13 protein-coding genes are annotated in these 13,533 nt (G+C 56.7%); 8 read left to right on the top strand and 5 right to left on the bottom strand.

Translation table 11 applies throughout. The annotated features are described in order from the left end of the window. Positions 1 to 28 precede the first annotated feature (28 nt). The 7 genes from ACSQ2Z_RS26435 to ACSQ2Z_RS26405 all read left to right on the top strand — a co-directional run bounded on the left by ACSQ2Z_RS26435 (position 29) and on the right by ACSQ2Z_RS26405 (position 7,273). Positions 29 to 1,066: an ABC transporter ATP-binding protein gene (locus ACSQ2Z_RS26435; protein WP_436084199.1), complete on the top strand. Its 1,038-nt coding sequence runs from the start codon at positions 29 to 31 to the stop codon at positions 1,064 to 1,066. A 166-nt stretch (positions 1,067 to 1,232) separates the two neighbouring features. Beyond that, positions 1,233 to 2,585 (top strand): ABC transporter substrate-binding protein, encoded by a 1,353-nt coding sequence (locus tag ACSQ2Z_RS26430; protein ID WP_436084198.1) that lies wholly within the window; start codon positions 1,233 to 1,235, stop codon positions 2,583 to 2,585. A gap of 58 nt (positions 2,586 to 2,643) precedes the next feature. Then, the gene (locus ACSQ2Z_RS26425) at positions 2,644 to 3,504 is read left to right on the top strand and encodes a carbohydrate ABC transporter permease (protein WP_436084197.1); all 861 of its coding nucleotides are present in this window, start codon (positions 2,644 to 2,646) and stop codon (positions 3,502 to 3,504) included. Next, positions 3,501 to 4,463 carry a carbohydrate ABC transporter permease gene (locus tag ACSQ2Z_RS26420; RefSeq protein ID WP_436084196.1) on the top strand — a complete coding sequence of 321 codons (963 nt, stop codon included), beginning with the start codon at positions 3,501 to 3,503 and terminating at the stop codon, positions 4,461 to 4,463. Before ACSQ2Z_RS26425 ends, ACSQ2Z_RS26420 begins: the two co-directional genes overlap by 4 nt. A 54-nt stretch (positions 4,464 to 4,517) precedes the next feature. Continuing rightward, the gene (locus ACSQ2Z_RS26415; RefSeq protein ID WP_436084195.1) at positions 4,518 to 4,952 is read left to right on the top strand and encodes a hypothetical protein; all 435 of its coding nucleotides are present in this window, start codon (positions 4,518 to 4,520) and stop codon (positions 4,950 to 4,952) included. 106 nt (positions 4,953 to 5,058) lie between these two features. Continuing rightward, a complete protein-coding gene (locus tag ACSQ2Z_RS26410; protein ID WP_436084194.1) occupies positions 5,059 to 6,792 on the top strand; it encodes a phytoene desaturase family protein in 1,734 nt (577 codons plus the stop codon). A 172-nt stretch (positions 6,793 to 6,964) separates the two neighbouring features. Next, positions 6,965 to 7,273 carry an HAD-IA family hydrolase gene (locus tag ACSQ2Z_RS26405; RefSeq protein WP_436084389.1) on the top strand — a complete coding sequence of 103 codons (309 nt, stop codon included), beginning with the start codon at positions 6,965 to 6,967 and terminating at the stop codon, positions 7,271 to 7,273. Positions 7,274 to 7,510: 237 nt separating this feature from the next. Here ACSQ2Z_RS26405 and ACSQ2Z_RS26400 read toward each other — a convergent pair whose 3' ends face one another. Beyond that, the gene (locus ACSQ2Z_RS26400; protein WP_436084193.1) at positions 7,511 to 7,663 is read right to left on the bottom strand and encodes a hypothetical protein; all 153 of its coding nucleotides are present in this window, start codon (positions 7,661 to 7,663) and stop codon (positions 7,511 to 7,513) included. A gap of 122 nt (positions 7,664 to 7,785) precedes the next feature. On the opposite strand from ACSQ2Z_RS26400, the gene ACSQ2Z_RS26395 reads away from it, so the two are divergent. Beyond that, the gene (locus ACSQ2Z_RS26395) at positions 7,786 to 8,778 is read left to right on the top strand and encodes a winged helix-turn-helix transcriptional regulator (RefSeq protein ID WP_436084192.1); all 993 of its coding nucleotides are present in this window, start codon (positions 7,786 to 7,788) and stop codon (positions 8,776 to 8,778) included. 171 nt (positions 8,779 to 8,949) lie between these two features. On the opposite strand, the gene ACSQ2Z_RS26390 is transcribed toward ACSQ2Z_RS26395, so the two are convergent. From ACSQ2Z_RS26390 to ACSQ2Z_RS26375, 4 genes are read right to left on the bottom strand one after another with little or no spacing between them, the layout of a single operon-like run. Further along, positions 8,950 to 11,406 (bottom strand): xanthine dehydrogenase family protein molybdopterin-binding subunit, encoded by a 2,457-nt coding sequence (locus ACSQ2Z_RS26390; protein ID WP_436084191.1) that lies wholly within the window; start codon positions 11,404 to 11,406, stop codon positions 8,950 to 8,952. After that, the gene (locus ACSQ2Z_RS26385; RefSeq protein ID WP_436084190.1) at positions 11,403 to 12,164 is read right to left on the bottom strand and encodes an N-acyl homoserine lactonase family protein; all 762 of its coding nucleotides are present in this window, start codon (positions 12,162 to 12,164) and stop codon (positions 11,403 to 11,405) included. The genes ACSQ2Z_RS26390 and ACSQ2Z_RS26385 overlap by 4 nt, the downstream gene beginning before the upstream one ends. Beyond that, a complete protein-coding gene (locus tag ACSQ2Z_RS26380) occupies positions 12,161 to 12,640 on the bottom strand; it encodes a (2Fe-2S)-binding protein (RefSeq protein WP_436084189.1) in 480 nt (159 codons plus the stop codon). Before ACSQ2Z_RS26380 ends, ACSQ2Z_RS26385 begins: the two co-directional genes overlap by 4 nt. After that, the gene (locus ACSQ2Z_RS26375; RefSeq protein WP_436084188.1) at positions 12,633 to 13,520 is read right to left on the bottom strand and encodes an FAD binding domain-containing protein; all 888 of its coding nucleotides are present in this window, start codon (positions 13,518 to 13,520) and stop codon (positions 12,633 to 12,635) included. Before ACSQ2Z_RS26375 ends, ACSQ2Z_RS26380 begins: the two co-directional genes overlap by 8 nt. Positions 13,521 to 13,533: the final 13 nt, after the last annotated feature.

Raw genomic sequence — 13,533 nt, 5'->3', positions numbered from 1 at the left:
TCGTTCAACATATACCTGAGGACATGGCATGAGCTTCGTTCAAATCAGCAACGTCACAAAGTCCTTCGGTCATTATGCGGCTGTGAAGGGGATCAGTCTCGATGTGGCCGACGGCGAGTTTCTTGTTTTGCTGGGCCCATCTGGTTGCGGCAAATCTACGTTGATGCGGATGATTGCCGGCATCGAAACCGTGACGTCGGGAGCCATCAGGATCGATGACAGGGATGTCACGGATTTGTCGCCGAAGGACAGAAATGTCGCGATGGTTTTCCAAACTTACGCGCTTTACCCGCATCTCACCGTTCGCGCCAACATCGAGTTTCCATTACGAAAGATGAAACTCGACCGCAAGCGGATCGTGGAGCGCACACTTTGGGCCGCTCGCATGTTCAGGATAGAACAGCACCTGGATCGCAAACCGAAGCAACTTTCGGGCGGCGAGCGTCAGCGCGTTGCCTTGGCCCGAGCCCTGGTGCGCAGTCCGTCCGTGTTCATGATGGATGAACCGTTGTCCAACCTCGATGCGAAGCTGCGAGCGACGGCTCGGCAGGAGATCCAGCGATTCCAGGCGGAAACCAAGGCGACCACGATCTACGTGACACACGACCAGGTCGAAGCCATGTCGCTTGGACATAGAATCGCAGTCCTGTCGGACGGTGTTGTGCGCCAAGTGGGAACACCGGACGAAATTTACAATCGTCCTGCCGACACGTTTGTCGCAACATTCGTCGGCTCACCTGCCATGAACCTCGTGCCGCGCGGCAATCTCCTCGAAGGCTTCCGTCCCGAGCAACTTCTTCGCGATGGACTCGTTGGCGAAAAGGCTGCGACCAGGGAAGTCAGTATCATCGTACGGCGGGTAGAGAAACTCGGCTCAACTCAACTCGTCTACGGCACGCTGGATGGCGCCGACGAGGTGCAGATTGTTGCCGACGTCCCCGCCATGGCTGGCGGCAAGTTCACGCTTGGGGAGCGGCAGACATTTCGGGTGCCGCTCCGGGAAATTCACTCGTTCGACAAGTCGACCGGAAAACGCCTGGAGCCGAGCGCTGCTGCTGCAGCCTGATGAACCGGGGAACGGTCCTTTTTTGAACGGGTTAATCAGTCGCGCTGCTGGGGGTGCGGCCTTTTTGGTGGTGTTGGGCACGCATTCGGTCCCCGTAAACGGCATCTCATCTGAAAGTTAGAACGGACCGATCAATCAGAATCGAAAAACGATAGGGGAATGAATTATGACAGATAGACCTCGTTTCACAGTCCCGCATATATCGCGTCGTTTCCTCCTGCAGTCGAGCGCCATTGCCCTTGGCGCCGCGGCTTTGCCCTCGGATTTGTTCGCGCAAAGCAAAACGGTTGTCAGCCATTCAAACTGGCGATCAACCGAACTGCCGGAGATCTTCTCGAAGGTTTTCGACGACTATCGCAAAGCCAACCCAAATGTCGATCTGCAAATCGAGGAAATTGGCTTCATCGAGTACATCAAGAAAATGGAGCTTTCAGGCCAGGCCGGCGCATTGCCGGACACGCTCGAGCTCTGGGTCCCCACACAGCTCGCTCGCTTTGCCGAGGAAGGCTGGATCGCTCCGCTGGACGAACTGATTGACGCAGACAAGGCGGCCGGCAACGATATCCTTGGCGCCTACGAGCCGTGGGCAGACACGGGTTATAAGGGTTCGACCTACGTCCTTCCCTCGCTCGGTCTCACCAACGTCCTCCTCTGGAACAGGACGGCGTTCAAGGAAGCCGGCCTTCCGGACCGCGCTCCAGAGACCATCGACGAGATGCTTGAATTCGCAAAGAAACTGAACAAGCCACCGGAAATGTATGGCCTCGGTCTCGATGGCAACGGCCCTGAACTTTGGCTTGCTCTCGCCTGGATGTTCTACGCGAACGAAACCCGCATTGGCCGTGTCGGTGGAGACTTCCAGATCAACAAACCAAAAGCGGTCGAAACTGTTCAGTTCATCGTGGATCTCGTGAACAAGCATGGTGTCGTGCCTTCATTCACGACAACTGACTTTGAGAAGCTGCGGAGTTCGTTTGCATCCGGGCGTGTCGCAATGATGCCGGACTGGAATGGCGTCCCGGCGGTGATTGACGGATTGAAGCCCACGTTTGAATGGGCAATCTCGCCGCTGCCGAAGGGCAAGACCACCGGGGCGATGCTGATGGGCGGTGACAGCACCTACGCGATCAGCGCCAACTCGAAAGACAAGAAAGCCGCGTGGGAGTTCGTCAAGGTCCTCGCGGGCCATGACACCCAGCAGGCGATCGCTGATAAGTGGCCTTTCCTTATCACCCGGAAAGAAATCTGGGACGAGGTCCAGAGTGGCACCGTGGGCACATCCGATTCCCTGAAGGTCGCCTTGGAGCAGTCGCGACGTCCGAACGCCTACGATACCTACAGTGAGATGCCTCCTCAGTTGTTGCAGGCCGTCGACATCTTCCGAACCGAGCTCCATGGCGTCGTCGCCAACCAGCAGACCGCTCAGGAAGGAATGGACAAGGTCGCCGAGCAATGGGCCGACCTGTACCAGCAATGGGACGAAAGCTACGGCGAACTCGGAGACCGCTACACCCGATAGGCAAGCGCGAAGGCAGTGCGCGGCCAACGGCCGCGCGCCAATTTGAAAGGAGTGCGCCGTGACCTTCGATAGCCTTGCACCGCGAGAAAGACCTTCCGCCGTTCGCCGCCTGATACGCAGTACCCATCACACTTACATTATACTTGGGCTTTTGCTTGGTGTGATGCTGCTGCCGATCGCCTACATGCTCGTCATCGCGATCACGCCCGCCGACCTGCTGTTCAAGCAGGTTATTCCCGACCGGGTGACCTTTCAGAACTTCCTGAAGGTTTTCTCGACCGAGGAACTGGTATTGCCGTTTCGAAACTCTGTCGGGATCTCCGCTCTAACGGCGTTTTTTACGATCGCTTTGGCGGCGCCAGCTGCATACGGCATGTCACGATATAGAGTGGGCCTATCCGGAACCCTGATCGTCCTGCTGCTGTTCACCCAGGTCATTCCGGTCGAGATTCTGGTCCTGAGTTACTTCCCGTTCCTAAAGTCCAGCGGTCTGATCGACACCTGGACCGGATTGATCTTGCTGGACACCACGCTGACCGTGCCATTCTGCACCCTTATCTTAAAATCGATGTTCGACGGGGTGCCCGAGGACATCGAACAGGCCGCCCGCATCGACGGATGCACGTCGCTGGAGTGCTTTTTCCGAATTACACTTCCACTTAGCTGGGGCGGTATTCTGGCAGCCTTCATCTTTGCCTTCTTGATGGCTTGGCAGGAATTCCTTTACGGGCTGACATTCACCGCTTCGCTTGAGGCACGCCCAATCACCGTCGCGCTGAATCTCCTCATTGGTCACTACACGATAAGCTGGGAAGTTCTTATGGCTGCAAGCTTCCTGTCGGCATTTCCCTTGCTTGTCGTTTTTGCATTGTTCCAAGGTGTCTTCATCAAGGGAATGGTTGCGGGAGGCGTGAAATGATCATCGGACAACAGTCTCAAGCACCTCTGGTCCCCGTCAACGCAAACCGTGTCAAGCTCGCGCGGACCTACCGGCGGGAGTGGGTCTTCTTTGTCGGTCCGACATTCCTGTTTCTGATTATCACCGGCATATTTCCGCTTATAGCGAGCATCTACACGGGGTTCTTTCAAACACGTCGTGGAGAGCAGCATTTCGTCGGCTTTACCCACTACAAATGGGCGCTAAATAATGACGTCTTCTGGACCTCGACGCTGAACAGTTTCATCTTTACCGGTGGCACGGTCATAGGGCATTTGCTGATTGGCTTGACCTTTGCGCTTCTATTGAATTCCGCAAAAAGCATGCAGTCCTTTTGGCGAGGACTGCAGTTCATTCCCTGGCTATTCCCGCCTGCGGCGGTGTCGATCCTTTGGATCTTGATCTATCAGGGCCAATTCGGGCTTTTGAATTCCCTGCTTCGCGACATCGGTCTCGGCAGCTGGGCAATCGACTGGCTTGGGCAGCCGTCTTCCGCATTGGCAGCTGTAACGATCGCCAGCATCTGGAACTGGTATCCCTTCCTGACGCTGGTATTGTTGGCTGCCCTGCAGAACGTACCTGACGATCTTTATGAGGCGATGGACGTCGATGGAGGTAGCGCGTGGGACAAGTTCCGGCTCGTCACGCTTCCCCATCTCGCCCCGGTGATGTTGACTGCCTGCCTGCTCGATTTCTTCTGGACGTTCAGATTCTTCGACATGACGTGGATCATGACAAAGGGTGGTCCCGGCCGGTCTTCGGAAGTGCTCGCCACTTATCTCTACAAGCTGGCATTCCAGGAATATCGCTTCGATCGAGCAGCAGCGGTTGGTGGTCTCATTCTTCTGATGATGGCCGTTCTCACGGGGCTTTACCTGGTCGCTTACCGATATGTTGAAAATCTCTCTGGGCGCCAAACAGCTGCACCGCACGCGAGCTAAGGGAACGCTTCACTTCGCTCCCAAGACATTTCTGACGATGAAAGGAAGTATCACATGCGCATGAAAACGATGCTGATCGTTTTTTCCGGTAAGGGAGAGCAGATAGGTCACGCACAGGGCTTTGTATCGTCAGCCGCCGACGGCGTTATCATAAAGTCCGATCTCGCGGGCATGGGTCAGGATGGCCAGCTCTCAGACCCATGCGGGAAGGCCCACTTCGAGACCGTCGTGATGGCAAGAAATGGTCGAACCGTAGAGGCTGGTCGGGTGCTTTTCCCTGAGATCGATAGCTACCTCGACGTATTCACTCCCGAAGCCGGCATAGTGCTCCCAGCGGACGAGGGAAAGGAAATCGGCTCGATCACCTGGCACATCAAAGAAGGCGGCGGTGAGTTCGACGGCGCGACCGGCGTCGTGACCGGTAACTTCGTGGGTTACCCCGACGGCACGTTCGTCGACCACCAAGTCTACCGGGTACTTCTGCCCTAAAAGTTGGAAAACCGCGCTTCGCTGGACCAAAGCGCGCGCACGGCAGTGACCAGGAAATGGATGAACCTCATCGGCTTGAGTGCCTTTATGGAAGGAACCGCTTAATATGAACACCGTGTCCACGACTAGGGTGAAGACGGACGCCATTGTGATTGGAGCGGGTCACAATGGTCTTGTTTGTGCGAATTATCTGGCAAGAGAAGGCCTTCGCGTTCTTGTTCTCGAGGCGAGGGACGTGATCGGCGGCGCCTGTGTCAGTGAGAGGCTCGTTCCAGGCGGGACATTTTCTTCTTGCTCCTACATCCAAATGATGCTGCGGCGCGAAGTGGTCGAAGACTTGGAACTGAAGAAATTTGGTCTGGTCTCGGTCGCGCCTGATATGCTTGAAATGGGCCTGTGGGAAGATGGTGACCATGTTATGCTTTGGCGCGATATTGATCGCACGCTCAAGTCGATGGAGAAGCACAACGCTCGTGACGGCGCAAATTTCATGCGATTTGGAACGAGACTCAGGCGTTTTGGTGAGTTGACCGGTGCGCTTTTGATGAGTGATCCGCCTTCTGTCGACGAACTCCGCGAGGTTTTCGAGCAGGCCGGCGAAGCCGAACTATTTAACGAGTTCGTTCTGATTTCCGCAGAGGATCTACTCTCCCGATATTTCGAAAGCGACCGTCTTCGCGGCTTTATGATGTTCATGGGGATGGTTTCGACCTGGGGAGGCCCCCGGACACCCGGGACGGCCTATGTCTACGGCTATCACGCCCAGGGGGAATTCGAAGGCAACTATGGTCAATACGGCCTTCCGCAAGGTGGAATGGGCATGATTTCCAGTGCACTCGCCAAAGGACTCGAAGTGTATGGCGGTTCCATCAGAACCGGCTCCCCCGTCCGCAAGGTTCTCGTTCGAGACGGCAAGGCAGCTGGTGTGGAACTGATGTCGGGCGAAGTGATCGAGGCAGACCTGATCATTTCCAACGCCGACCCAAAGCGTTCGCTAAAAGGATTTCTTGATGCTGGCGTCTTGTCTCCGGCGATTGAGAAGAAGGCATCAGAGATCGATGTTCGTGGTTCGATGGCCCGTATTCATCTTCTCGTCGAAACCCTGCCCGACTATGTGGGCTTTGCCCCAGGGAAGGTGGGGCCGCAACATCAGGGCCTAGTCATCATGGGAGCAAGCCCGGCCCTTTACGAAAAAGCCTGGGAGGCACAGAAAAAGGGCGATTTCCCGGATGATTTCGTGATCGAAGCTCTGATACCTTCCGTTACACATCCCGGTTTGGCCGAAAAGCCCGGACATCACACGATATCGCTTGGTGTGCAGCAACTGCCGTTTGATCTCGCAGACGGCGACTGGGACAGCCGGAAGGACGAATGGGCCGACAAGGTTCTCGAAGTCTACTTCCGCTACGCTCCCAACCTCCGTGGCAGAATTCTTGGACGTCACATCATTACGCCGCGCGATCTTGAGCGCGTCTACAACATCACCGGCGGCAATATCTTCCATTCGTCGATGGTAGGCACGGAAAATAACTTCGACAAACGTCCGATGGCAGAGGCTGCACATTATCGCACCCCTGTACAAGGATATTATCTGTGCGGTTCGGGAAGCCATCCTGGTGGCGGTGTATCCGGCGCCCCAGGTCATAACTCGGCGAAACGTATCATCGCCGACCGTCAGGGGCGCCAAGACGAGCGTCTTATTCGTGAAGATGCCGTTATGCGCAGTTCGTCACTGGCAAATTTGGTGATGAGCACGAGCGTCGGCCGCAAGCTCGGTTATTCGGTTGCCCGAAGTTCTATATTCCGGAAGCTAACAGAGCGTATGAACAAGACGAAGTAGCTATGATGGCGTCAACATGCCTCCAGCTTGGATCACGCATGCGGTGTTCATCGTCCTCTGCATCAAGAGCAATCGACACTATTCGTCGGCTGAAACTTCTCGGAGTGGACCCGGAGATTGAGGCTGCAAAGATCACCCGGGCAGAGATCGAGGACGTCCACGGGGCGTCCCGATTGCGGGAGCCGCAGAGTTCTTAGCTGCACTTCCTGCTGATCGTTGGGCGATTGTTACATTTGCTTCAAAGAAGCTCGCTCAGAGCCGCCTTGAAGCCGCTGCGCTAGCCAAACCGCGCGTTATTGTGACCGGAGAAGATGTCGCAGTAGGTAAACCGGACCTTCAGTGTTTTCCTCTCGGGGCAAAGCGGCTGGGATTTCGGGCTGCGAATTGTCTTGTTTCTGAGGATGTTGAGGCGGGTGTCAAAGCCGGACGCGCGGCAGGCGCCCGACGGGATAGTCGTTCCGGCCACTGGTCACGGTCTTGATTTGCCGAACATTCAAACAATAGATGATTACAGCAATATCGTCCCGGTGGTTCGGCGGAGGGCCTACTGTCGATCAAGCCTATTTAGCAGCCACAGTTTGGCACTTCCGCGAGGCGATCTGCCAAAATAGTTCCATAAATTACTGTCATCTCACGGGAACCAGCAGCCGTCCTCGGGCTCTATGCGTATTTCGGAAGAACGGGACAGTCGTTTCACTAATCGCGGACAGTGGTTTCACTAATTCCGGGACAGCATGGTGTGGCCGATTTCCGCCTGCCTGGTTGAATTCATTCGACGGCACGCAGCATCGAGATCTTCCACCGCGGCAAGCGCGTCGCCGTTCATCAGCGGCGGTATGGCGGCACTCGGCATGGAACCGACCCGGATCATATGCCCAGTTCCCATCGGCGATATGCCGAGTGGACACCAGTTAACGGGTGATGTCGCTTTCATTGTTAGACTGGGTACCTTATATATAGCTCGAAAACTTGATCAACAGCTGAGTGTGAACCTTGGATACACTGAAGAAGATCCAGCCAAGTGACGTCGCGGCGGTGAAATCCGAGCAGGCGCGGCGCCCTCTATTGCAGCGACGGTCCTCCGTCCGGCGTACGATGGAGATTGTTCTTGATACTTGGAACTTCCTCATCCTTCGCGAAGCCTATTTTGGGGTGCGCCGGTTTGACAAGTTCCAGCAAAGGCTGGGGATTCCCCGTCAGACGTTGTCATCACGTTTGTCAGCTCTCGTTGCAAATGAGATCCTAAGTCTGGGGAAGAGGCCTAATGAGCCCGGTCAGCAATACTTCTTGACAGCACGAGGAAAGGATTTGTTCCCGACGATGCTGTCGTTGATGGAGTTTGGCGACAAGTGGCTCTGCGGCGGCAAGGAGCCTCCCCTGCAGCTTATACACAAGAGTTGCGGTTGCGAGTGCCACCCAGTGACGGTGTGCTGCGAATGCTTGGAGCCTTTTAGTGCCCGTGAGGTCGCTCCTCGCGACGGTCCGGGAGCAGGATATGTTCCGGTGGAATCTCGCCCGACATCCAGACGCAGTTCTGATTCCACCCTTCTAGAACGGGTGAGGCCTTGTTCGGTCGCCAGAACCCTCGGCATCATCGGAGACCGATGGAGCTTTCTGGTCCTGCGAGAAGGCTGGTATGGTGTCAGACGGTTCGAGGAGATGCGGGAGAACCTTGGCATCGCGACGAACATCTTGGCCGATCGCCTTGCACGCCTCGTTCAGGCAGAAGTGTATCGCAAGGTTCCCTATAACTCCGGAGAACGGTTTGAATATCGCTTCACTGAGATGGGGCTTGATCTTTACAAGCCAATGCTGGTGATGATGGCTTGGGGTGATCGGTGGCTTGCCGATGGCAAGCCACCGATGCGACTTCGTCACAAGCGGTGCGGGCAGGATTTTTCGGCAATCGTCGTTTGCTCAGAGTGTAAGCGAGCGATCGCGGCAAAGGATACCGACTACATTCTTCGATATCCGTTCGCTCTCTGATACGGCCCTGCGTTTGAGGAATTCCAACGGTTGAAAGCATCCGGGATCCGCGGCACGGTCAAAAGTCGCAAAGCGGCCCTCTTTCTGCAACCAATCATGCGGTTCGAAGATTTACAGGATTTTTGGCGTCGTTTGCTCGTGCAACAAAACGATCGCATCAAAAGATGCCGACTACTCATTCTGCCCCGTGACTGACGGATTCCGGTTGCTGCGCAGTCGGCTCTCAGCCGGCGTTCCAATCGCCGGGGCTGGACTAGAAGCGGTGCGATCTCGAAGCATCTGGAATATTCGTTCCGGTGTCACAGGAAGCGTCTCCACCGACGCGCCAAGATGCCACAACGCATCAGACACGGCATTTGCGATTGTTGCCGGTGCACCAATCGTGCCGCCTTCGCCCATTCCCCGGAAGCCGCCAATATTGTTGGGGAGCTCCGCTTCGATATGTACAATTCCGATATCCGGGACACTGCTTGCCACGGGGACGAGGTAGTCGGCAAGGCTCGCGGTAATCGCCTGTCCTTGATCGTCATGAACGATCTCTTCTAGGAGAGCAGCACCTATGCCTTGCGCTACTGCGCCATGGACCTGGCCGTCGACGATCATCGGATTGATGATCTTGCCGCAATCCTCAGCGACGACGTAGCGGAGTACCTTGACGCCGTAGGTCTCCGGATCGACTTCGACCATTGCGAGATGAGTGGACGAGCACGCGGTGCCAAGATAGGGGTCATAGGTCTCAGAGGCGGTGAGGTCCTCACGCTTGTCGCGAGGAATTCGCCCCATCTGTGTATAGACCGCGAACGCGACTTCCTTGAGTGTCATCGTGAGGTTCGAATTGCGACTGGTAACGATGCCATCGTGAATGTCGAGGTCTTCAACGCTCTGCCCCATTAAATTGGCTGCGGCCCGCAGAACCTTGTCCTTAACCACGCGCGCGGCCAGCGTCGCCGCACCTCCGCCCAGAACCGCTGAGCGACTGGCATAGGTGCCACTGGCCATGGGCACAAGCGAGCTGTCGCCGTGCTTGACTTCGATGTCTTCGAACTTACACCCAAGCTCGTCTGCGATCACCTGGGCGAGGGTTGTTTCGAGGCCTTGACCATGCGACGAAATTCCGAACGCTGCCGTGATCGCACCTGTGGCGTCGATCTCGATTTTGGACGTCTCGGTGCCCGTGTTGATTGGCATGCCGGGGGCGACGGAGATGCGTGATCCGATGCCGGTTAGTTCCGCATAGCTCGCCAGACCGATCCCCACCCAGCGGCCGGCTTTTCTGGCAGCATCCCTTTGCTGGACAAGACTGGGATAATCAACGTGTGCGCAAGCACCTTCCAGGCATTCGTGAAAAGCCGACTTGTCCCAGATGATCCCGGAGGCGGTTCGATACGGAAATTCCTCGGCCGTCACCAGGTTCTTGCGGCGAAACTCAACCGGGTCCATGCCAAGCTTCCGCGCGGCCATGTCTATCAGGCGCTCCATCGCAAAAGTCGAGGAGGGGCGGCCGACCCCGCGATATGGCCCGGTGGGTGGCTTTGGCGTGAGAACGCCCCTGATCCGACCGCTGTAGTGCTCCATCCTATACGGACCGGGAAGAAAGCTCACCACCTGCACAGTTTCCAGCGCCGCCGTCCATGGGTATATCGAATAGGCGCCGACATCGCCGATGACATCGGCACGCAGTCCGATCAATAGTCCGTCCTTCGTCACAGCAAGTTCGGCTTCGATCAGTTCGTCGAAAGCCTGGCTTGTAGCGGAAAGATCCTCAAGACGGTCGCTGATGAATTTCACTGGCCGCCTGAGCTTGCGAGCCAAGGCGCAAACGAGAATTTCTTCGCTATACAGTGATCCCTTGCCGCCGAAACTCCCGCCGACGTCCGGCGCGACGACCCTAAGACGATTTCCGGGCAAATTAAGGCAACCGGAAAGAACGTCGCGGATGACTCCCGGAATATTTGAAGATGTGTAAAGCGTCAGCGACTGGTTTCGTGCGTCCCACTCGGCGAGGTAAGAGCGGTTCTCCATCGCAACGGCTGTCTTGCGTGTCATCCGGAACCGTCCTTTGACCGTGACGGCAGCCCCTTCGAATGCCGCGTCGACATCGCCCCGCTTGAATTCGCGCTTGATGATCGTGTTCGTGCCAGCCTCTTCGTGAAGGAGAGGTGCGTCGTCTTTGACGGCGTCAACCTGCCTAATGGCGAACGGCAAAGGCTCATAGTTGATGATGATGTGCTCAAGTGCATCTTCAGCCGCGTAACGGCTTTCAGCAACGACCGCGATGACCGGCTCACCAACGTAACGAACCTTCTCCCTTGCAAGGGGCCAGATAGGTGTCGCGTAGTAGCCCGGCATGCGGGACGTGGGGATGGCTGGGTTGATCTCATCATCGAGATCGGTCGCATCGTAGATAGCCACGACGCCTGGAACGGAAAATGCCTCACCAACCTCGATGCTAGTGATCCAGGCATGCGGCTGGTCCGACCGTCGCAAAGCCACGTGGAGCGTGCCTGCCGGTGTCATGTCGTCAACATATCGCCCCACCCCCGTGAGAAAGCGCGGATCTTCCGTGCGCATTACTCTCTTGCCGACGAGTTTCGGACGAAGCTCAACGGAATGGTCACGCTGGTTCATTCATAGTACTCCAAGCCTTTCCGCAACATCTTCCATTGTCTGTCATCGTGCCCGGAAATAACCGTTTCACCCTTGTCCCGGAATGCCTTCAGTTGAGCAAGCGCTCCTACAGCAAGATCCATATTCCAGGTGTTTTTGGGCGCCACGCCTTCATCGATGTTCATCTGCAGGGGAGCTGCATCGGAGGCAAGGATGAACGTTCCGTCCCGTTGCAACGACACCCGCGCCGTTGTCATCCCAGGCGTGTGCCCCGGCATTGGAAGGAGCACGATGCGGCCATCACCGAAGACGTCGAGTTCTGCGTCGAACGTTTGGAAACCTTTCGGCTGGTCCCATTCCTGCTTCAGATAGCCCTGGTTTTCAGCGCCCTCAGCCCTCGCGGCATTTACCTCCGCCTCATGGCAGAGGATGGTCGCGCCTCGGAAGTATTCGTTGCATCCGCAATGGTCGGGGTGAAGGTGTGAGCAGATGACGACATCAATGTCATCCGGTTTCAGTCCAAGCAGATCCAACTCCCGGACCACTGTCTGCTCCGGTGTGAATATGGGGGTCATCACCTTGCTGAGCCCGCCCCACCGGGTCTGGGGATCGGCTGCTGCCTGCGGGCTGCAACCGCTGTCAAAAAGGACGTTGCCCTGCGAATGCCGCATCAATGTTGCATGCACGGGCAGTTCGATCACCTCCTCCTTTGACGCTCCGGAAATGAAGATTGAGCGGCGCATGCGCAGCCGACCGCCTTGAAGGAAGTGCATCTTCATTCCAATGGTCCTCTTTCTCTTGCCAGTTCGCGCACAGCATTGACGATGTGCTCGTAGCCCGTGCATCGACAGATGTTGCCTGACAGGGCCTCGCGGATCTGCTCATCGGTCTCGAGCGGATGGTAGCGAAGCATGTCGGTGATCGCCATGATGAAGCCCGCCGTGCAGAACCCACATTGCAATCCGTGATGCTGCCGGAAGGCCTCTTGAATGGGACCCAGCTGGTCCATGCTGCCCTGTCCTTCGATGGTCTCGATCGCCATGCCCTCGACCTGTATCGCCAGCGTCAGGCATGACCTCGCACTGCGACCGTCAAGGAGGACGGTACAAGCACCGCAGACGCCATGCTCGCAGCCAACATGCGTTCCGGTCAGACCAAGCTCATGGCGCAGAAAATCGCTAAGAAGCAGGCGCGGCTCAATCGTTCTGGTGTAGGTCAGACCGTTGACGCAAACAGTGATCTCTTTCTCACTCATCGGTCTCGCCTTTCCGAATATTCGCTCGTCTCCATGAATCGCGCAGCGCGCGCCTGGCGAGCGCTGCGGCGAGATGCCGGCGGTAGTCGGCCGAGGCGTGGAGGTCAGTGTTCGGTTGCAGGATATCCTTTAGCGCAGCCGAGACCTCATCAAGCAGCGCATCAGCCACCGCCTGACCGTCTATCATTGCTTCGATTTGCGATAGGCGCAGTGGGGTCTCCCCGACGCCCATCATGGCGAAACGCACATCGCGCGCCGCGCCGTCTTCGATGCGCATTGTCGTTGCTGCACAGGCCAGGGCAAAATCTCCATGGCGTTTCGAGAATTCGTGAAAACCCCAGCCGGTATTCTGCGGGAGGGTATCGATTTCGACCGATGTCACGAACTCGTCAGGCTCCAGCGTACTCACAAGAGAGCTGACAAAAAAATCGGCTGCGGAGATCAGCCTTTCGCCTCTGACAGAACAGGCGGTGATTATCCCGTTCAAAAGAAGCACCATCATTGGCATTTCAGCAGCGGGGTCCGCGTGACAAATGCTGCCGCAGAAGGTCCCACGATTGCGAACGGTCAGATGAGCAACGTGGTGCATGGCATCGTGCAGAACGGGAATATGTTGCTGGATCAGGCTATCCGTTGCCGTCATATAGTGGCGGACGGTTGCGCCGATCCGTATCCGGTCGCCACGTTTTTCGATACGATCAAGCCCGTCGATGCCGTTGATGTCGATGAGGATGGTGGGCTTCACCAGCCGGAAATTGATCATGGGCATCAGGCTCTGGCCACCGGCAATGATCTTGCCGTCCCCGCCGGACGCTGCCAGTGCCTCCGTCACATCAGAAATCGAAGTCGCGGCGAGATAATCGAACGGCGCCGGCTTCATGTCGTCACCCTTG

The sequence above is a fragment of the Pararhizobium sp. LjRoot235 genome (genome assembly GCF_964254145.1).
Lineage (GTDB): Bacteria > Pseudomonadota > Alphaproteobacteria > Rhizobiales > Rhizobiaceae > Pararhizobium.
The sequence above is the reverse complement of the archived record's forward strand: the minus strand, read 5'-3'. Positions and strand labels throughout refer to the sequence as shown.

Coding starts and splice junctions, on each gene's coding strand:
- ACSQ2Z_RS26430 (WP_436084198.1), top strand. CDS start 1,233: ATGACAGATAGACCTCGTTTCACAGTCCCGCATATATCGCGTCGTTTC.
- ACSQ2Z_RS26410 (WP_436084194.1), top strand. CDS start 5,059: ATGAACACCGTGTCCACGACTAGGGTGAAGACGGACGCCATTGTGATT.
- ACSQ2Z_RS26385 (WP_436084190.1), bottom strand. CDS start 12,164: ATGAAGATGCACTTCCTTCAAGGCGGTCGGCTGCGCATGCGCCGCTCA.
- ACSQ2Z_RS26435 (WP_436084199.1), top strand. CDS start 29: ATGAGCTTCGTTCAAATCAGCAACGTCACAAAGTCCTTCGGTCATTAT.
- ACSQ2Z_RS26380 (WP_436084189.1), bottom strand. CDS start 12,640: ATGAGTGAGAAAGAGATCACTGTTTGCGTCAACGGTCTGACCTACACC.
- ACSQ2Z_RS26400 (WP_436084193.1), bottom strand. CDS start 7,663: ATGATCCGGGTCGGTTCCATGCCGAGTGCCGCCATACCGCCGCTGATG.
- ACSQ2Z_RS26415 (WP_436084195.1), top strand. CDS start 4,518: ATGCGCATGAAAACGATGCTGATCGTTTTTTCCGGTAAGGGAGAGCAG.
- ACSQ2Z_RS26390 (WP_436084191.1), bottom strand. CDS start 11,406: ATGAACCAGCGTGACCATTCCGTTGAGCTTCGTCCGAAACTCGTCGGC.
- ACSQ2Z_RS26420 (WP_436084196.1), top strand. CDS start 3,501: ATGATCATCGGACAACAGTCTCAAGCACCTCTGGTCCCCGTCAACGCA.
- ACSQ2Z_RS26375 (WP_436084188.1), bottom strand. CDS start 13,520: ATGAAGCCGGCGCCGTTCGATTATCTCGCCGCGACTTCGATTTCTGAT.